General features: G+C 40.8%; 20 protein-coding genes. 12 read left to right on the top strand and 8 right to left on the bottom strand.

Translation table 11 applies throughout. The features are described 5' to 3' along the window. The first annotated feature begins 55 nt into the window (after positions 1 to 55). Together ispE and MUN53_RS06330 are read left to right on the top strand one after the other, a co-directional pair. Positions 56 to 865 carry a 4-(cytidine 5'-diphospho)-2-C-methyl-D-erythritol kinase gene (gene ispE / locus MUN53_RS06335; RefSeq protein ID WP_243324043.1) on the top strand — a complete coding sequence of 270 codons (810 nt, stop codon included), beginning with the start codon at positions 56 to 58 and terminating at the stop codon, positions 863 to 865. Positions 866 to 899: 34 nt separating this feature from the next. Then, entirely contained in the window at positions 900 to 1,118 is a 219-nt protein-coding gene (locus MUN53_RS06330; protein WP_243324037.1) for a hypothetical protein, read from the top strand. A 20-nt stretch (positions 1,119 to 1,138) separates the two neighbouring features. Here MUN53_RS06330 and MUN53_RS06325 read toward each other — a convergent pair whose 3' ends face one another. The 4 genes from MUN53_RS06325 to MUN53_RS06310 form a co-directional block, all read right to left on the bottom strand. Next, positions 1,139 to 1,540 carry a D-Ala-D-Ala carboxypeptidase family metallohydrolase gene (locus tag MUN53_RS06325; protein ID WP_243324036.1) on the bottom strand — a complete coding sequence of 134 codons (402 nt, stop codon included), beginning with the start codon at positions 1,538 to 1,540 and terminating at the stop codon, positions 1,139 to 1,141. Between the two features lie 735 nt (positions 1,541 to 2,275). Beyond that, positions 2,276 to 2,467 (bottom strand): hypothetical protein, encoded by a 192-nt coding sequence (locus tag MUN53_RS06320; protein ID WP_243324035.1) that lies wholly within the window; start codon positions 2,465 to 2,467, stop codon positions 2,276 to 2,278. Between the two features lie 601 nt (positions 2,468 to 3,068). Then, positions 3,069 to 3,278, bottom strand: coding sequence for a DUF4248 domain-containing protein (locus MUN53_RS06315; RefSeq protein WP_243324033.1), 210 nt, complete (start codon positions 3,276 to 3,278; stop codon positions 3,069 to 3,071). A gap of 52 nt (positions 3,279 to 3,330) precedes the next feature. Beyond that, on the bottom strand, positions 3,331 to 3,807 hold the full coding sequence (locus tag MUN53_RS06310) for a hypothetical protein (protein WP_243324030.1): 477 nt from the start codon (positions 3,805 to 3,807) through the stop codon (positions 3,331 to 3,333). 476 nt (positions 3,808 to 4,283) lie between these two features. Between MUN53_RS06310 and MUN53_RS06305 the strand changes: the two genes are divergently transcribed. The 10 genes from MUN53_RS06305 to MUN53_RS06260 all read left to right on the top strand — a co-directional run bounded on the left by MUN53_RS06305 (position 4,284) and on the right by MUN53_RS06260 (position 15,856). After that, positions 4,284 to 5,012 carry a hypothetical protein gene (locus MUN53_RS06305; RefSeq protein WP_243324029.1) on the top strand — a complete coding sequence of 243 codons (729 nt, stop codon included), beginning with the start codon at positions 4,284 to 4,286 and terminating at the stop codon, positions 5,010 to 5,012. Between the two features lie 873 nt (positions 5,013 to 5,885). After that, positions 5,886 to 6,335 carry a hypothetical protein gene (locus MUN53_RS06300; RefSeq protein ID WP_243324021.1) on the top strand — a complete coding sequence of 150 codons (450 nt, stop codon included), beginning with the start codon at positions 5,886 to 5,888 and terminating at the stop codon, positions 6,333 to 6,335. A gap of 1 nt (position 6,336) precedes the next feature. Continuing rightward, complete coding sequence (locus tag MUN53_RS06295) at positions 6,337 to 6,609, top strand: hypothetical protein (RefSeq protein ID WP_243323684.1); 273 nt, start codon at positions 6,337 to 6,339, stop codon at positions 6,607 to 6,609. After that, positions 6,584 to 6,910: an endonuclease domain-containing protein gene (locus MUN53_RS06290; RefSeq protein ID WP_243324019.1), complete on the top strand. Its 327-nt coding sequence runs from the start codon at positions 6,584 to 6,586 to the stop codon at positions 6,908 to 6,910. The genes MUN53_RS06295 and MUN53_RS06290 overlap by 26 nt, the downstream gene beginning before the upstream one ends. Positions 6,911 to 7,687: 777 nt before the next feature. Beyond that, positions 7,688 to 8,602, top strand: coding sequence for a DUF4373 domain-containing protein (locus tag MUN53_RS06285; RefSeq protein WP_243324016.1), 915 nt, complete (start codon positions 7,688 to 7,690; stop codon positions 8,600 to 8,602). Continuing rightward, on the top strand, positions 8,599 to 9,294 hold the full coding sequence (locus MUN53_RS06280; protein WP_243324014.1) for a hypothetical protein: 696 nt from the start codon (positions 8,599 to 8,601) through the stop codon (positions 9,292 to 9,294). Before MUN53_RS06285 ends, MUN53_RS06280 begins: the two co-directional genes overlap by 4 nt. Before the next feature lie 215 nt (positions 9,295 to 9,509). Beyond that, entirely contained in the window at positions 9,510 to 9,851 is a 342-nt protein-coding gene (locus MUN53_RS06275; RefSeq protein ID WP_243324002.1) for a nucleotide pyrophosphohydrolase, read from the top strand. Continuing rightward, positions 9,848 to 12,208, top strand: a complete 2,361-nt coding sequence (locus MUN53_RS06270) for a DNA/RNA helicase domain-containing protein (protein ID WP_243323999.1) — start codon at positions 9,848 to 9,850, stop codon at positions 12,206 to 12,208. The genes MUN53_RS06275 and MUN53_RS06270 overlap by 4 nt, the downstream gene beginning before the upstream one ends. A 298-nt stretch (positions 12,209 to 12,506) precedes the next feature. Next, positions 12,507 to 14,972, top strand: coding sequence for a KAP family P-loop NTPase fold protein (locus MUN53_RS06265; RefSeq protein ID WP_243323997.1), 2,466 nt, complete (start codon positions 12,507 to 12,509; stop codon positions 14,970 to 14,972). Between the two features lie 458 nt (positions 14,973 to 15,430). Next, complete coding sequence (locus MUN53_RS06260) at positions 15,431 to 15,856, top strand: HU family DNA-binding protein (protein ID WP_243323995.1); 426 nt, start codon at positions 15,431 to 15,433, stop codon at positions 15,854 to 15,856. A 106-nt stretch (positions 15,857 to 15,962) separates the two neighbouring features. Here MUN53_RS06260 and MUN53_RS06255 read toward each other — a convergent pair whose 3' ends face one another. Genes MUN53_RS06255 through MUN53_RS06240 form a run of 4 tightly spaced genes read right to left on the bottom strand, consistent with a single transcriptional unit; the run spans position 15,963 to position 19,031 of the window. Further along, positions 15,963 to 16,724, bottom strand: a complete 762-nt coding sequence (locus tag MUN53_RS06255; RefSeq protein ID WP_243323994.1) for a 4Fe-4S binding protein — start codon at positions 16,722 to 16,724, stop codon at positions 15,963 to 15,965. 37 nt (positions 16,725 to 16,761) lie between these two features. Next, the gene (locus MUN53_RS06250; RefSeq protein ID WP_243323992.1) at positions 16,762 to 17,607 is read right to left on the bottom strand and encodes a nitroreductase family protein; all 846 of its coding nucleotides are present in this window, start codon (positions 17,605 to 17,607) and stop codon (positions 16,762 to 16,764) included. Positions 17,608 to 17,621: 14 nt separating this feature from the next. After that, complete coding sequence (locus tag MUN53_RS06245) at positions 17,622 to 18,623, bottom strand: NADP-dependent oxidoreductase (RefSeq protein WP_243323990.1); 1,002 nt, start codon at positions 18,621 to 18,623, stop codon at positions 17,622 to 17,624. 27 nt (positions 18,624 to 18,650) lie between these two features. Beyond that, positions 18,651 to 19,031, bottom strand: a complete 381-nt coding sequence (locus MUN53_RS06240) for a winged helix-turn-helix transcriptional regulator (RefSeq protein WP_243323989.1) — start codon at positions 19,029 to 19,031, stop codon at positions 18,651 to 18,653. Positions 19,032 to 19,146: the final 115 nt, after the last annotated feature.

The following is a 19,146-nucleotide window of genomic DNA, read 5'->3' as shown; positions in this document are numbered from 1 at the left end:
TTATTGGAAAGAAACCGGTACTTTTACCCTGTTTTTTACTTAAAATAGCAACACTATGATTTGTTTTCCCAACGCAAAGATCAACTTAGGGCTCAACATTGTTGAGAAACGCCCGGATGGTTATCATAACATCGAAACGGTATTTTATCCGATCCCCATAAAAGACGCTCTCGAAATAACCGAAGCGCCGGCCACCTCGTTTACGCAGACCGGTATTCCGGTGGATGCTCCGGTCGAAAAGAACCTGGTCATGAAGGCGCTGCGGGCCATCAAGCAAAACTACACGGTGCCCGAGCTGCAAATCGGACTGCTCAAGGCCATTCCTTTCGGAGCCGGCTTGGGTGGCGGTTCTGCCGACGCGGCTTTCATGCTGAAGCTGGTCAACCAATTTGCGCATCTGCAAATCAGCGACGATGAGCTGGAACGGATCGCCTCGACCATCGGTGCCGACTGTCCGTTTTTCATCCGCAACCAGCCGGTGTTTGCCACTGGCATCGGCAACGTGTTCCAGCCCGTCCGGCTATCGCTGGCAGGATGGCACCTCTGTCTGGTCAAGCCGGATGTAGCAGTCTCTACGGCAGCCGCTTATGCGCAGGTGAAGCCTTCCCGTCCGGCTGTCTCGCTCTGCGAAATCATCAACCGCCCTGTCAGCGAGTGGAAAGACCTGATGGTAAACGATTTCGAAGGCAGTGTCTTCCCGGCTTTCCCGGCCATCCAGTCTGTTAAGGAAAAACTTTATGCGGCAGGAGCAGTCTATGCTTCCATGTCCGGCTCCGGCTCGTCTGTCTTTGGTTTATTCCCATCAGAAACCCATCTGAAATCGCTCTTCCCCCATTGCTTTGTCTGGGAAGGAGAATTGGCATAGGGTGGGAAATGAAAACACAATTACCCTTGTTGTCATGATGAAAGTAAATAGGATTCCGCCCGACATAGAACAATCTACCCGCGAAGAACGGCTCGCTTTTGTGCAGAACGAATGGAAATGCCTGGGCAACTGCGAGCTGTGCGGCAAGTGCCATATCCTTAAAGGAAGGGACGAAGAACTGCTTTATGCCGACTATATCGACGGGAAAAGGTCGTATATAGATGTCTCGTCTGAAATCCGGGGATTGTCCTGAATGTCAATGGCTCTTCTCTCCTATTTATACAACACCATCTTCCGGCATCGTCCTTGCCGATACGAAAGGTGTAGAAAGCGTTTCCGCCGATAGACAATCGCCTGATCAAAAGGCAAGCCGCTGTCGAGTAAGACTTGCAACAGGTGTTCCGGACCTGATGCACAGTAACAGTCGGCGGCTTCGCCCTTGGTGTGCTGACTGGTGGGAACGCCGCCCACCAAACGGTTTACTTCCTGATTTCGAAAGCCGCTGGTGATAGCAATGGCTTCGCCTACTCGTTCCCGAAGCGGCTGTAATAAATGATCTACTAACTGCTGAATGGCCTCGCGCTGTTCGGCATCGGGTTCATTTAAAATACCCCGTTCAATAGCCATCTGACTATGGGTAAATTCTGCCAACGTAAAGTTTTTCGATAGTTTCATATGGGTATAAATGTTTGATTTTTATTTCAATACTACATTCGTACTTTTGGCTTGACCAAACTGTGTACGTTCTTTTGGCTTGACCCAAAAGAACCAAAAAGTCAAGGCTCACACTCCGGAGGCTACGGCCTCGGTCGCTGCGCTAAAATCTCGGAAAACTCGCCTTCGGCTCAAACAGCCGAGATTTTTTAACGCTCCGCTCGGTCGACCGCTTAACGCCTCCTTCGTTAGGCCAAATCAATGGACAATTGACAATTGAAAATTATTTTTTCATCCTCATTTATCAATGGAACAGGCTACGCGACGGTAGAGGCGCAGCGCTGCTGCGCCTCATAACTTCATTTCACAACCAAATGGGAATCAACAAAATAACGAATGAATTCATTATATTATTTGTTGTTTTATCCTGTCGCGTTACCCGGAGGCGCAGCACGCTGCGCCTCTACATTCATTTCCTATTACCACTTCGGTTGAAATTGAGTGATTAATCATTGGAAATTACAGGTTATGGATAATTTTATCCGGAAAACAGACCTTGCGACGGTAGAGGCGCAGCGCTGCTGCGCCTCATAACTTCATTTCACAACCAAATGGCAATCAACAAAATAACGAACAAATTTATTATGTTATTTGTTGTTCTATCCTGTCGCGTTACCCGAAGGCGCAGCACGCTGCGCCTCTACAATCATGTCCAATTGTCAATTGTCAATTCTCAATTTTCAATTGATGAAGTTGTCAATTCTCAATTGACTTACGTTTATATTTATAGTCCACCCCGAATAAAGCACCTGCAAATGTAGAGGTTTCGCCAAAGGCAACCAGAACCGAAGGATCTATTTCTCCTTGTGGCGGTATCCAAAAACCCAAGAACAACAGGGTTATTCCTGTAAGGCATAACAGGGTGGCTATGATTAATTGTAGTTTCATATCGCTTTTTCTTGTTTTAATTCGTAATCATATTCGTATTCGTTCTTTTGGCTTGACCCAAAAGAACCAAAAGGTCAAGTGATTGCCCGTTCTTTTGCCTTGATGCAAAAGAACCAAAAAATCAAGGCTCACACTCCGGAGGCTACGGTCTCGGTCGCTGCGCTAAAATCTCGGAAAACTCGCTTCGCTCAGACAGCCGAGATTTTTTAACGCTCCGCTCGGTCGACCGCTTAACGCCTCCTCCGTTAGGCCAATCCTTCTTCTGTCAGGATTCGGTCGTTAACAATGGACAACTGAGAATGGACAATTGAAAATTATTTTTCCATCTTCCATTTATCAATGGAACAGGCTACGCGACGGTAGAGGCGCAGCGCTGCTGCGCCTCATAACCTCATTTCGCAACAAAATGGGAATCAATAAAATAACGAATGAATTTATTCTATTATTCGTCGTTTTATCCTATTGCCTGGGTTGGAGGCGCAGCACGCTGCGCCTCTACAATCATGTCCAATTTTCAATTCTCCATTTTCAATTTTCAATTGTTTTGCACCTCTACTCGCTTCCCTAATTGTCAATTGTCCATTGTCAATTTTCAATTGACTTACGGTTCTCCTAAATGACGAAAAACTAACTCTACCTGGCGCGGTGTAAACACTCGCTGCCCTTCTTTGTATCCGGTTTCAGTCAATTCGTTTTTCAAGGATTCGTTCCGGTCAATCCAACGCCTAAACTGCGTTATTGCTGCTCTGGGTGTACTGTTTGTAAAGTACAGAGCGGCCAATTCCTTTGTGTATAATGTTTGTGTTTTCATATACACAAATATAATCATTATCAATAAATTAAACAATATTATCCGGCGTTTTTTATCTGCCTGGCGACTTGTTTTTGATCCAGATCCAACCAAGCAATATGAGAAGCCCGATCATGAAGCTGATTCCAATTATTGGCCCTTTCCAGCCGATATCCCGTTCCGTATGTACTACCTGATTGTGTCGTTCCTGCTGCCATTGGTTGATCTGGTTTTCGTATTGATATACCAATTGCATCAGACTGTCGCAACGGGATTCGACAAACAGGGTGTCGTGCACCAGCCGGACAGAAACATTAGCCTGTCCGCTACTTTGGTGAAAGACGGCTGCCGGCGGCAAGTCTTGCAAGGCTGTTATCGGGATGGCCAAATTCGCTTCGCTCATCGGAACAACTTGCGTCTGCAAAGTTTCCCGAAAAGACAACTGTCCCCAATCCGCCTTCTCTTGGTTTACTACGGTTTCTTTACTGGCGCCACACGCCATCAGTGCAAATGCGCACATCCCAATGGAAATCATATTCGTTTTCATCATGCTATTAATTATGAATTGTTGTTTGATGCAAAGGTAGAATGCCGGATTTCGGCACTGTTGACTTATGTGTATTTTCGCGTCAGTTTCGGTATATTTTGGTATTTTTCGGTCAGTTTTTGTCTGTTTTCCATACAGAAAATTCATGCCTATGTTTTCATTATTTCATGCCTATGTTTTTACCATTTCATGCTTATGTTTTTGTCAATTCATGCCTATGTTTTTATGAATCCATACAGACTTTCTTCCTATTTTCTTTACCTTATTTTATTTAATATATAAATATGATATTAACTAAATGAATTTAAATTGAGAAAACCAGCTTTAATCTTAAAATAATATAAAATGAAAGTAAAACACTAATTTATATATTGTTTTGTTTGGTATTTAAAAAAGTAATATTTACATTTGTAGTGTTGACAAAGAGATGATGATCTAGTACATTATTAATTTATTTATTTTTAATTTATACAACTAGTATGAAAAGAACGAAAGAAAACAACGCCTTGGCATTCCAGCCTATGGAAAATTTACAGAGCGCCTTGAATCTGTCTGTTGCAACAAACGCAGAACTAAAGAAGCGAGGAGAAGATCTTTTGAAAAACGTAAACAACGCTGCCAAATCTGAAAAGAAAGAATTTGCGGTAGATTTATCCGAATTCGTACAGGATTGTAAAGGTGAGGTTGCTCGGATGCGCTCGTCCAGAAAACCAATCACCGACCGGCTGATGGCCTTGCAGAAAAAGTTTACGTTACTGGAAAACGAGATTGATCCGCTCAAACCAGGTTCAATCGGTGATGTCTGCCAAAACTGTTTACGTGAATTGCTACGTCAGGAATGGGAAGAGAACAAACAGGTAAAAGAACAGTTGCAAACCAATTACGAACGCCAGTTAAAACGGATTGACAAGCGGAAGGTTTCGGACGAAAAGAAAGAAGAAGCCCGCTTGAATGCCCGTAAGAAATTACTGGAAGAAGAACGGAAGCTTTCGAACATTCAGATTCAGAAACTACCGGTGCCGAACGATCCGCTGGGATTTATCGAACTCTTCAAATTCTGGTGGGAACAAAAAGGACAGTATTTACCTCAGGATGACATGGAACGTTTCTTTAAACTTCCGCTCACCTTCGCTCGCCAACAAGCACAAAAAGGAGTTTTTATTGATAGTCAATATATTGAGTACCAAGAAACGCCATTGTTAAATTGACAATTGTCCGTACTTTTGGCTTGACCCAAAAGTACCAAAAGGTCAAGGCTCACACTCCGGAGGCCAAATCAATGGACAATGGACGATTGACAATTCATTCAGTACGGATTTCACGGAATTTATTCGTTGAACATACCCAATGCGAGTAGAGGCGCAGCGTGCTGCGCCTCCAGCCAGCGCGACAGGATAAAACGACAAATAACACAATAAATCCATTTGTTTTTATTGATTGTCATTTGGTTGTAAAATAATTATCCATTGTCAATTTTCAATTGTCCATTGAATTGTGCTGCGCCTCCAGCCTAACGAGACAAGATAAAACGGCAAATAACACAATAAATCCATTTGTTTTTATTGATTGTCATTTGGTTGTAAAATAATTATCCATTGTCAATTTTCAATTGTCCATTGAATTGTGCTGCGCCTCCAGCCAACGCGACAGGATAAAACGGCAAATAACGCAATAAATCCATTTGTTATTTTATTGATTATCATTTGGTTGTAAAATGAGGTTTTGAGGCGCAGCACGCTGCGCCTCTACAGTCGCAAGGCAAGTGCCATGGATAAATGAAGGAGAAAAAGAAAATTGTCAATCGTCAATTATCAATTGTCAATTGGACCGGCCTCGTTCTGGTGAGCGTTAAGCGGAGGAACGAAGTGGAGCGGCCGGAGCGTCGCTGTCTGAGCCGAAGGCGAGTTTGCGGCGCGCACAGCGTAACGTAGTGACGGAGTAGCTCAGCAGACGCAGCCTTGACTTCTTTGGTTCTTTCTGGGTCAAGCCAGAAAGAACGGACAATCACTTGACCTTTTGGTTCTTTTGGGTCAAGCCAAAAGAACGAACACAAAATACAAAAACAAATAAATCAGCTTATTATGATTACAGAAAAGAAATTCATGCTGATCTCCATACGAGATAACAAATTGAAAGTCAAAGTAGATCAGTACAATCCGGAAAACAACGACGCCTTTCAAAATACCTATATGAATGACGCCCCTATCCATGAAGAACTAGGTCTTGCCATGCAAAACTTACTTTTCCATGTTGAACAACTCACCCATAGCAAAATTCCCGGTTTATATGTAGATGGTTTTTACCGCCAGCCAAGCGGTAATTCGGAAATCATTAACATCTATGCCGGTTTGCGCACCGACACCACGTGCCCAATCAACCTGGCTGTACGTGTCAACACCGGCAAGGATACGTATGAATGGTTGGAACGTTTGATGGATGATCTCTCATTCTGCGAACGCGAAGCTCTTCTGTATATCACGGAAGGCAAACGGTTTGAATCGGATTCGTTTATCAACATACAAGCTAATTGATATGGACGATGAGGTTAGAGACCGGATAATGCCCGGTTGTTTGATCGGTACGGCAGCAGCCAGCTGCTTCTTCGATTTGGTGGACGGCGAACGTGGTTCGCGACGTTATCAATACAATTCCAAGCAAAACGAATTCGGCTATTTTTATGAGTCATGGCAAGACCGATGGGTTGTTTTCGACAACCGCATGGGAGCACTCTTTGTCACGACCTGTAAAACAGTCGACGAAGCAACTGATTATTTGATCGATGGAGAAGAACTTTTCGCCCCTTGAACGGGAAATCTATCACCTGACAGGTTTGGAAACCAAGCGTGAATACCGTTTTCACCCGACGCGCGAATGGCGTTTTGACTTTGCCATACCGGCAGTCCGCGTAGCGATCGAAGTGGAAGGCGGCGTTTGGAATGGCGGTCGCCATTTCCGGCCCGAAGGTTATTTGCGGGATATGGAAAAGTATAACGAGGCAGCCGCTTGCGGCTGGCTTGTTATACGAACCATTCCGTCCGAATTATTGCGGGTGAAGACGATTCAACAGATAGTACGCGCCTGCCGGCGGACTGTTCTATTGGCTTGATCCCAATCGTATTCGTTCTTTTGGCTTGATGCAAAAGTACCAAAAGATCAAGATCGTATTCGTTCTTTTGGCTTGACCCAAAAGAACCAAAAGGTCAAGGCTCACACTCCGGAGGCTACGGTCTCGGTCGCTGCGCTAAAATCTCGGAAAACTCGCCTTCGGCTCAGACAGCCGAGATTTTTTAACGCTCCGCTCGGTCGACCGCTTTACGCCTCCTTCGTTAGGCCGAAGCAATGGACAATTGACGATGGAGATTGACAATTGAAAATTATTTTTTCATCCTCATTTATCAATGGAACAGGTTTCGCGACTGTAGAGGCGCAGCGCTGCTGCGCCTCATAACTCCATTTCACAACCAGATGGAAATCAATAAAATAACGAATGAATTTATTATGTTATTCATTGTTACATCCTGTCGCGTTATCCGGAGGCGCAGCACGCTGCGCCTCTACAGTCGCGGAGTAAGTGTCATGGATAAATGAAGGAGAAAAAGAAAATTGTCCATTGTCAATTATCAATTGTCAATTGGACCGGCCTCGTTCTGGTGAGCGTTAAGCGGAGGAACGAAGTGGAGCGGCCGGAGCGTCGCTGTCTGAGCCGAAGGCGAGTTTGCGGCGCGCACAGCGTAACGCAGTGACGGAGTAGCTCAGCAGACGCAGCCTTGACTTCTTTGGTTATTTCTGGGTCAAGCCAGAAAGAACGGAGAAAAGAACAGAGAAAAGAACGAAGAAAAAAACAAACAATAACAAATTAATAATCAAACAAAAAGAAAAAAATATGGCAAGACCAGTTAAATTGGGATTAGATTATTTCCCAACAGACACCGATATTCTGAAAAACATAAAAATCAGAAAATTAATACGTAAGTACAGAGAATTGGGATTTGTTTTATATCTGCAACTCCTGACGGACATTTATCGTAATTCCTACTTCATCGAGTTGAGCGATGAATACATCTTCGACTTGGCGGATCAGTTTCACAAACGAGACAAAACCATCCTGGAAATGATAGACTTTATGGTGGAAGTTGATCTCTTTAACAAAAATTTGCGAAACTCACTAATTTTGACATCGCCTTCTATCCAAAAGCGATATTTTGCGGTTAAAGGCAATAGCTACAAGGGATTAGAAAAAGACTTATTGTATATTTTAATCCCATTTTCGACCGAAAAACCCCCAGTTATTTCGGGAGAAACTCCACAAAGAAAAGGAAAGAAAAGTAAAGTAGAGGAAAGTAGAGAAAATCTTATTAGTAGTGATAGTTGTCTTACGCGCGCGAGAGAAAATTTTGAAACCATCGAAATAAAGTCTCCTTTTATACAAGAGTGCGAGCAGAAACGAAGAGAACTGTTTGCTGATGAAGAATGGCTTTATTCGATTTCAATGATGAGCGGAAAAGGACATAAAATACTCGATTTATTACCACCAGTCATGCATATTTTTGAAATGCACCTGATTAGCATTGGTGATACTGGGACCATTCTAAACATCAATGATTACAAACGCAGATTTCAAAATTGGTGGCGATGTTTAAATTTCGCTTCCGCGAAAGAAATCATGGAACAAAATCAGAAAAACAAATGTTCCGCGCCGCGAACGGTACAAAAAACATCCAAAGTGGAAGAAGCGATGGCTGTTGCCGAACGTGCTTCTGAAATGGCTTATCAATTAATGCAACAAAACCCATTATGAATCTAGATATATTTACCAACAAGATGCGGATGGCGTTTCAAACGCCCCGCATCATTGACATGACACCGCGTGATTTGTCCGCATTCATAACCAGTCAGATCGTACAAAGCTACATCATGATTGGTTATCAGACCTATAACGAAAAAGACATCTGCGTGCTAACGGCCAAGTTAAGTTCCGATTTGCAAGAATCATATCCTTATTTGCATCGTGGCGAAATCGTGATCTGTTTCGAACTGGGCGCCAAAGGCGAGTATGGCGATTATTCGGGAGTCAACTTACGCACATTTTGCAAATGGCTGAAAGCCTACAAAACCAGCGACTTGCGCTATCGGATGATCAAGCAGATGGAACAGGAAAAGGAAGTCAAAGCCTTGCCGGCGGTGAGCCGCGAATACAATGAGGAAAAAATGAACCTGTTGATCATCAGACGGTTTCACGAATACAAGAATTGCCCGGACTTGGAAATTCCGTTGGCAAGTATTCTGTATAAAGACTTGCAAAGCCGTGGCTTTATCCGCAACAGCCTGGAAGAAAAACTCAACGCAATGGCGCAGTTTTCCCGCTGGCGGCCACAAAACACGCTGCACATCAGCGAAGATGATCGTCAGGCCATGATCAAGCTCAAAGCCCAGGAATGGCTCTTGAAACAGTATTTCAATTCATTGGTGCGCTTGCCGTTTGAAAGTTGAAACTTCTTCAATTGAAAATGGAGAATTGAAAATTAAAAATTAATGATGGGAAATGACTGTAGAGGCGCAGCGCTGCTGCGCCTCTTGCGGGCGGTAAAAAGTAAATAAATAAACCTATGTAAATACATATATGCGCAAAAGTTTATTTACTTACCGGTTTTGAAATTCAATAAAGTCAACCTATCTTTGTGTAGGTTCATTAAAAGAGAGATATAATGATGTCACAAAAATCAGATATAAAAGAAATTATGGAACAGATCGTACAGTTTACCCAAGACAGAGACTGGGATCAGTTTCATAACGGAAAAGATTTGGCTTTGGCTTTATCCATTGAAGCTTCAGAGTTAAACGAGGCTTTTCTATGGAAACAACCGGAAGATGTAAATATTGATAAGGTTAAGGAAGAACTAGCTGATATTCTGAATTATGCTTTCTTGATTGCCGACAAATACAATTTAGACATCAAAGAAATCATATTATCGAAATTAGCTAAAAACGCAGAAAAATATCCTGTTGACAAATCCAAAGGCAACGCAAAAAAATACACTGAATTATGATCGTATACCACGCCAGTAAGAAAGGATTCATTAAAGATGTCTTCAATAATACCATTGCGGATGACATTGATCATGCTTTTTTACTTCATTTGGGAAGACATACTTCTCCCAATGAAAAATTATCATGGAAAAACTCCATGATGCATATGTATAAAGTCATCAATACTCCTGACATTCCTGATACTTCGACAATTGCCATCGAGTATCAGATACCGCTTACTTCTAAGCGAATTGACTTTATCATTTCCGGAGCAGACGAGAATCAACGTTCCAACATAATCATTATCGAACTAAAACAATGGGAACAAGCCAAACTGTCTCAAAAATCCGGTATCATACAGACACGTTTTCAACACGGTGAAAGTGAAACAGCGCATCCTTCTTATCAGGCCTGGTCGTATGCTTACATGCTTCAAAACTATAATGAAACCGTACGTGAGCACGGCATACAACTTTTTCCGTGTGCCTTTTTACATAACTATCAGGAAGATCGTATTATTGCCAATGATTGTTATGCAGAATATATTACGAAAGCACCACTCTTTCTAAAGTCGGATGCAGGGAAATTACAGGAATTTATCAAGCTGCACATCAGATATGGTTCGAAAGAAGATATTGTGTGGCTGATTGATAAAGGGAAACTACGTCCGTCTAAGCAATTGGCTGACGCATTAAGTTCTATGCTTCATGGAAATAGAGAATTCGTATTGCTGGATGACCAGAAAGTCGTATACGAAACCGCATTAAGTCTGGCTCGTGAAGCGGCAAAAGGGCCCAAACAAGTTCTCATTGTTGAAGGCGGACCTGGCACAGGAAAAAGCGTCGTTGCCGTCAATCTTCTGGTTGAATTGACCAAAGAAGGAGTCGTTGCCCAATATGTATCCAAAAATGCTGCCCCACGAGATGTTTACACCGCCAAGCTGTCAGGAAGTTTCAGGAAAAGTTACATCTACAATTTGTTTGTAGGGAGTGGCAGTTTCATTGATACGCCACCAGATACCTTTGGAGCGTTGATTATTGACGAGGCTCACAGACTAAACATGAAAAGCGGTCTGTATAGTAATTTAGGAGAAAACCAGATTATTGAAATCATACAAGCCTCTCGTTTTTCTGTTTTCTTTGTAGACGACCGGCAAAAGGTACATATCAAAGATATAGGATCAAAAGCTGCTATTCAACGATTCGCAGAATCGTGTGGTGCTGTTGTACACACAGCCAAGCTAAGTTCTCAATTCCGATGCAACGGTTCAGACGGTTATTTAAGCTGGCTCGACAATACGTTGCAGATTAAAGAAACAGCCAATATCCGATTAGCCGCTGATGATTATGACTTCCAGATATTTTCTGATCCTAATCAGCTTTTTGAGACGATTAAGGAAAAGAATAAAATCAACAATAAAGCGCGTGTTGTTGCCGGCTATTGCTGGGATTGGAATAGTAAAAAAGATCCCAATGATTACGATATCATCATACAGGAGTTCAATTTCAAAAAGCGCTGGAATCTGAATACCGACAAAAATCTATGGATCATAGGAAATAACTCTATCGAAGAAATAGGCTGTATACATACATGCCAAGGTCTGGAATTAGATTATGTGGGTGTAATTATCGGACCGGATATGCGTTATGAAAACGGACAAATCGTTACTGATGTTACTAAACGCTCTGGCAATGATCAGTCAGTTAAAGGCTTTAAGTCACTTATCGCTCAAAATAAAAACAAGGCATTGCAAGATGCTGAAGAGATTATAAAAAATACATATCGGACGTTGCTCACACGAGGAATGAAAGGCTGTTACGTTTATTGCTGCGATAAACCGCTGGCAGAATATCTTGCAGCCCAACTCGAGCCACAACAAGCGCCAGTTCCTGAGATACGGATTGAACCTGAAGTCAATGACGAAGTTAAATACATCGACTTTTTACCCTTATATTCAATTCGGGCAGCTTGTGGTTATTTCGGGGAAGGAGAAATGGTTGAAGAAAGCGGCTGGATGAAAGTAGAAGGAATGGGAAAACTTAACCGTAATATGTTTATCGTACAAGCAGTAGGACATTCTATGGAACCACTTATTCATGATGGAGATTATTGCGTCTTTAGAGCTAATCCGGCTGGTAGCCGACAAGGAAAGATTGTTCTTGCGGAACACCACAATTATTATGATCCGGATTATACAGGCAGTTATTCTATTAAGACGTATACCAGTAAAAAATCTTTTGACGAACAAGGGAACTGGACTCACGAGGAAATTGTTCTACATCCTAAAAATCCAGACTATTCTCCGATCATCATCGAAGAAGAAAATGCGGACGAATTTAGAATTGTCGGAGAATTTATAGGTATTTTACAAGCATAGGTAAAATAAAACTGCAAGTCAGGAATTCTTTGGATTGTATATCAATAGCTTGAATTTAAACAAGATGATAGCTATCATACAAATAATTGCCTTACTGTAACGAGCATCTCCGAACAACTGGCACAGACTTAGATAAAATCTTGCCGCCCGTTTCGGCGGTGGCCGAGAAAAGAAGAAAGCAACAGTTATCGAAAAACTATCCGCATTCTTTGAGCGGTTTTTTGGGATTTCCTAATGCTTTTGTGAATGGTTTTTTAATGGTGGAATAAAGGAATAATTAAAGTAGAAAGATTATACGATGAAATATACTAAGGTGGTAATATTTTGGATTGCAATTCTCTTTTTGAATATAGTATTTGAGTCACAAATCAATGCATTTATAGATAAATACATTATGGCTCTTAATTATGCTAATATATGGGCAAAAGTACTATATGTTATTATAATGTTTTTCGCCGCTATTGAATTAGCTCGAAACATAAAAATTATTCATGCTAGTATTCTAATTCACTGTCTGTTCATTTCATTATTATACTTCTTATATCGGCAAAATTTGATTGAGCATCCAAATTGGAAATACGAAATACTATTTGATGATATAAAATATGCAGATGTCATATTTATTCCTTTGATCATTAGCATCGTTAAGTACGTAAAAAAATGGATGAAAAATATTTACAACAAGTTTCTTTCCAATAATTCAGCTTCTGAGCTTATAAGCAACAATCCCATACAATCAAAAAACGAGGATAAATTAAGCTATGCGAAAGATGCAGAGAATTTATTGAACATGCTAATTAAGAATAAAAAACGGACCTCTGATGGAGCTCTTATAATTGGATTAAGAGGTAAGTGGGGACAAGGGAAAACCTCATATTTCAATCTTATGAGAGAAGCTGCTCTATCTCGTAAGGATGTGATATTATTACGTTTAAATGTTTGGCAATGTAGCAAATATCAAACTTCTGTAAAGTCATTATTAAAAATTATTGCTGATGGAATAAATGATATTTCATTAAAGAATACTATTAATGAATATGCAAAAGTGATTATAGATGCCGATATATCATATTTATCTAAAATCTTATCAATATTCTATAGGAGTAAGAGCCCTGAAGAACTTTTTCAAAGTATCAGTAAACAAATAAAGGAATTAGATAAAACTCTGATAATTCAAATTGACGATCTTGATCGTCTAACGAGTGAAGAGGTTTTTGATATAATAAAACTTATAAGGGTTATAGCTAACTTTAATAATATTTTTTTTATTGTTGCCTATGATGAAGAATACATAAATAATTGCCTTAAGATGTTACATATAGATTCTTCTTACTTGGAAAAAGTATTTCATATTATTTATCCTCTACCAGTCGTAAGCAGGAATGAACAGCTTGAAACTATAAAAAAAGGACTTGTCAATTCATTGGTTTTGCTCGATGTCAATGCAGAAAAAATAATTACAGATTTCATGACCAGAATAGGTAATAATATCACTTTAAGAAACGCAAAACGTCTAAGTAATACAATCCAATGTGGTTTAACTGATTTGAAAGATGAAGATGGAATAAAACTGGATCTCTATGATTATATTCTCATCAACTATTTACAAATGATAAATTCCAATGCGTATTCTTTTTTAGCAAACCTTGCCGATACAGGCTTGTATGCTTATAATGATAAATGCCTTAAATGGAATATGAATAGTTATTCCTTAAATATGGATAAAGATATTTTAGACTTAATCAAGAACAATAATGAACAACTCTCAGAAGAAGAATATATAGAACAACGATTGAAAAAAGATGTGGGAGATGAAAATATAGAATTAACATATATAATTTTTAGAGAATTATTTGATCAAGAGCGAAATGGTGTAGCTCGAATTTGCTATATAAATTCCTATCAACTGTATTTCAACAGAACTTTTGATAAAAAGTTGGTTGAAAAAAGCACATTTAAATCAAGTTTTAATAATGGGCTAGATGATTTTAAAACTAACCTAAATAAATGGAATAAAGAAGATTTTGATCAGCATAATTTAATGAGGTTAATTGAGAATTTTCAATGCGAAACCGAAGAAAAATGGGAACAATTCTTCACTGCTTTATTGGAAATTACACCTAAATCAAGAGTTTGGACATCCCAACAATATAGAAGGAATGAAAAAAGGATTTTAATCCCAATACCAGGATGGGATCTGTTAAAAAGTAATCAATCAGTATCTTCTGATAAGAAACAAACATTAGGGAATGCATTATATCATTATTTCTATGAAAAAGAAATTCTCGAAAATGATTCATTAGAAATTCTTAAAAAGAAATTGACATTAGTACTTTCCTCAGATATGGAATACACCAATTTAATGAAACTATTCAACATCGCCCAAATTAGCTACAAAGACATATTTAATTTATACTGGAACCCTTATATACAAAAAGGTGGTTCTTATAAGGATTTTGATGAAGATTTCTGGTATATAGTTGATAAAGTTTATTTCAGTGATAGATTAGAACTTTGTGAAATAGCTAAAAAACATATAAAGCTTAATATCGACGAATTTATCGCAAATTATCCTATTGAAAGTATATTATATAGTCATTTGTATTTACAGGAATTATTTATTAACTACAATGAGTTAGGGCAATCAAATGGAGAATGGATTCCAAATTTTAAGCAATTTCTTATCAATATTGAAAATAAGTCACAGGCTCTTAATACTTATATTCAAAACTTAGAGAAACACTTATCTAATCCTAAGCAGTAATGTTCAATTCATAAATATAAGAATTCATACTTTATAAAATATCATCCACCATTCAATCATAACCTAACACCCGAGGCGCAGCGTTGCTGCGCCTCTACTTCGCATAATGAAGAATGCCGGTTTTTGTCTGCTCCAGTTGGCCATTTCCCTAAAACTTCCCCCTATTTCATCCACATTGATCCACACTGATCCCATTTGATCCCTTTCCGCCTACATTGAGATTCCATCTTAAATGGATAGCACCGCTGCGCTTCTACTAGCAAAACAGTGCCCCAAAAACGTGCGAAAACTTACCGAAAAATGCAGAAATTTACCGAAATATACCAAAATATACCGAAACTGACGCGAAAATACACATAAGTCAACAGTACGGTTTTCGGGCGTTGTACCTTTGTTGTGTGACAAGAGAGGAAGAGGCGCGGTTGCCGAACCTATAAAAGACTTGTCCTGATAAAGTTATGGCAATTTCTTATACGTTAGTGCAGAGAAAAGACATGAGTAAGGGTGCGTTGGAAGACGCGAAGTTGTATTATGCGTTGGCCGTTAACACGCGCCGGGTGGACTTCGACGATTTGTGCGATGAGATCGCTGAAACCTGTACGCTGACTTCGGCCGATATCAAGGCGGTGTTGGACCGTGTGATCTGGGCGATGGTTTCACACCTGAAGAACAGCGAACTCGTTCAGTTCGGAGATTTGGGTAATTTCCGTATCTCGGTCGGCAGTACCGGATCAGCCACACCCGAAGAGTTTAGTGCTTCGATGCTTCGCAAGCCGAAGGTGGTGTTCCATCCGGGCAAGCGCTTGCAGGAAATGCGCGATGTCGCCAAATTTGCCCGCTACACCGTCGATAAAGACGATGGCGCAGAAGGCGGCGGCGTGTAAACCCTGCCCTGTAATGATTCCGGCTTCCCTGAAGTCTGGCCAACTTGACCAGCTGCTTCCGGGAAGCCGGTTTGTTTTTATTAGTATGCCCACTCAAAGCGATACTTCAGATATACAGCTCACATTCTTTTCGTACACTACATGCCTTCTTCAGCATCATGTTTACGATTACAAGAAGCAATCCGTTCACCTTTCTTGCCTGATGCGGACATATTGAGACACAACGCATACATGATATACAAGCCTTCTTATCCACTTTTGCCGGATTGTTCTTGTCGATGGCACCAACAGGACATCTGGAAGCACAGAGACCGCATTGGGTACATGCCTTTGTAGCTTTAGGTACTATGCCGGCACCTGCAGCTTTTCGGTAAGGTCTGTTACCAGGTATTGCCGGAATAGAGAAATCATTTTCCGCCAGCTTCTTCCCAATCTTGCCGGCAAACGCTCTTAGATGTTCATAATCATCCTTGTCTGGCCTGTTCGTGGCATATTTATGAGCTATTGAGTGTTCTGCTATGGCTGCTATGGCCGATACGACCGAAAATCCAGCCTGTTGCACAATATCTTGAAGTTCAACCAAGGTATCTTCGTATGCACGATTCCCATACACGCAAACGATAATTGCTTTTGCCCCATTGCCCTGAATCTTTGCCATGCGCTCGGCAGCGATGGAAGGAACTCGACCACTATAGGATGGAACGGCAATTATAGCGATATCTTCATGAGTCAATGAGAATTGATAAAAATCAACACTACCATTTGACAAGTCAATAGCTGTAATGTTTTGACCTAATTCGTTGGCCAGAACACCAGCCACCTTTTTTGTTCCGCCAGTCGGACTGAAAGTTATTTCATAGATATTCATCTCTTCTATCTCCTTTATCTTTATGTTCTATTTTGTTTTACTCCACATGCCAAGAGGTAATATAATAAGTATTTTGCGGCAATTCGATATTTGCAGGTTCCATCTGCTTAAAACATCCCTTCAAGCCAAGTTCCAGAGCTGCCTGATGGAAATGAGACAAGGCAATGCCGGCATCCACCCTCTTGATGATTTCTTCTCCTCTCGAAATTCCAGACTTATATGTTACATAGAAATGATAATCACGTCCAGACTTCAACACACGCCAAGGTTGTGTATTCTTGTCAGACGGAGCCTGTCTGAGCATTTCCAGTGGTTCAGTATAATCACCGGCCATATCTTTAGAAAGAGGTGTCTGAAAATTATCCAAAAAGAATAAGTTACACCATTCCTTTCGGCTGGAAGAACGCATGGCAGTCCTCATCAGCGATTCCGTCATACTGCGCTTGGCAGCCGGATATCCGACAGGAGAAATGGCCGGAAACAGTTCATCTTTGGGAATTCCCATTGCAGAAGCAAAACCCTCTCTGTTGAATGTTGCTGCCAACCAGACTGTACCCAGCCCTAATGCCGTTGCTTCCAGAATCAGATTTTCAAACTCGTATCCGGCAGCTACATGAGCAAGGTCTGTATCAGGGATAGAAATACCCAAAAAAGTACTTGCTCCTTTTATTACTCCATATGTACCAAGCTTTTCACCTTCGGAAGCCAGCTTCTTATCGATCATATACTTCTTCACCGGCATTCCAAAAGGATTTTCAAGGCTATCCATATAGCCTTGAAGCCTTTCTCTTACATCAGGTTCAAGCTCCTTGTCCTGGTAAGTACGAACACTACTGCGTTTCTTGATTGTTTCGATTATTGGTATAGGTAATTTTTTACACATTTTTATATCCTCCATTACATGTTAATGATAATCTTTCCATTTAGTTTCCCATGAGCCATAAGCCCAAGTGCTTCATTCACCTGTGACAGAGAGAATGTTCTTGCATCAATATCAGGCATGATATGGTATTTTTCCACGATCTCTGTTACCCGTTTAAGCTGGTCTCCACTTGAACGGACAAACATAAAGCGGTATTCTTTTTCTTGTTTACGAGCCTTCGAGTCGAATTTACTTCCGGCAAGCGTGAACAGAAGTCTCTTGAACCATGAAAAGCCATTCTGTTTGGCAAACATCTTGTTTGGGGCTGTTCTCAAACTGAGTAGCCGGCCTCCTTTTTTTAAGACAGACAGCTCATGTTCAAATTCATTTGCCCCCAAAGTATCAATCACATAATCCAGATCGGATAAGATTTCCCAATAATTTTCCTTCTTATAATCTACATATTGATCTACTCCCATTTTTAGGAGTTTATCTTGGGAACGTGTATTTCCGGTCACGACAACACGCAGTCCCATTGACTTGGCTATGGGTACGGCAATTTGTCCGAAACTGCCGGAAGCGCCTGTTATCAACAGTGTCTTTCCGGATTGGACCTCAAGTTCTTCAACAAGTCCTTGATAGGCGGTCAAACCGGCCAGCGGTATTGCGGCAGCAGTTATAAACTCATAACCTGAAGGCATTTTAGCCAAGGCTTCATGATCAACAACAACGTATTCAGCAAAAGCTCCTATATTATTTATCGGGAGTCGTGTATAAACCCGGTCACCGACACAAAAATCTTTTACGTCATCACCCACCTTTTCCACAATACCGGAACACTCGTTACCCAATGTAAGAGGCATCCGGTAATCCTGTACCAGCTTTACACTTCCTGTCAGTTGAAGAATATCCAGCGGATTTACGGCAGCAGCCATAACTTTTACAAGAACGTCATTCCCCTTTGGCTCCGGGATGGGAACTTCATTGATCGAAACCTTAATTTCTTTCAAGTATTTCTTGATTTGAGCAGCTTTCATTTTACATCAGCATTAAAGTAAATACGATTAATCATTAACAGAAACCGTTTTTTTACGGTCACTCATAATATCATCCATATGTTCGAAAGACCATTGGAGTAGCGAATCGAGGATCGGCTTCAAAGATTTTGCTCTTTCTGTAAGAGCATATTCCACTCTGGGCGGTATCTCTGAGAATATCGTTCTTGTAATATATCCGTCTTCTTCCAAGGTACGAAGTGTCATTGACAGCATTCTCTGTGAGATATCCGGCATTTGCTGTTTCAATTCCATAAAACGCATGTTTTCCTTACCAGACCTGTCCAAAATATAAATAACAAGTAATGCCCATTTGTCACATAATCTTGCCAGAATATTCCTCACCGGACAACCTGGGAACATGGAATCTTGTATAGTTGACCTTTTCATGAATTCCTAAAATCCGCAACTATCATCCAATACACGATTAAGGGTAGATTTATGAGTCGTTAGTAGCAGCTTTCAGTAAAAAGCAACAGCACAACATCAATATGTAGCCACCATC

The organism is Parabacteroides faecalis, from assembly GCF_022809355.1.
GTDB classification, from domain to species: Bacteria; Bacteroidota; Bacteroidia; order Bacteroidales; family Tannerellaceae; genus Parabacteroides; species Parabacteroides faecalis.
Note: the sequence above shows the minus strand (reverse complement) of the source record. Positions and strands in the feature narration are given on the sequence as shown.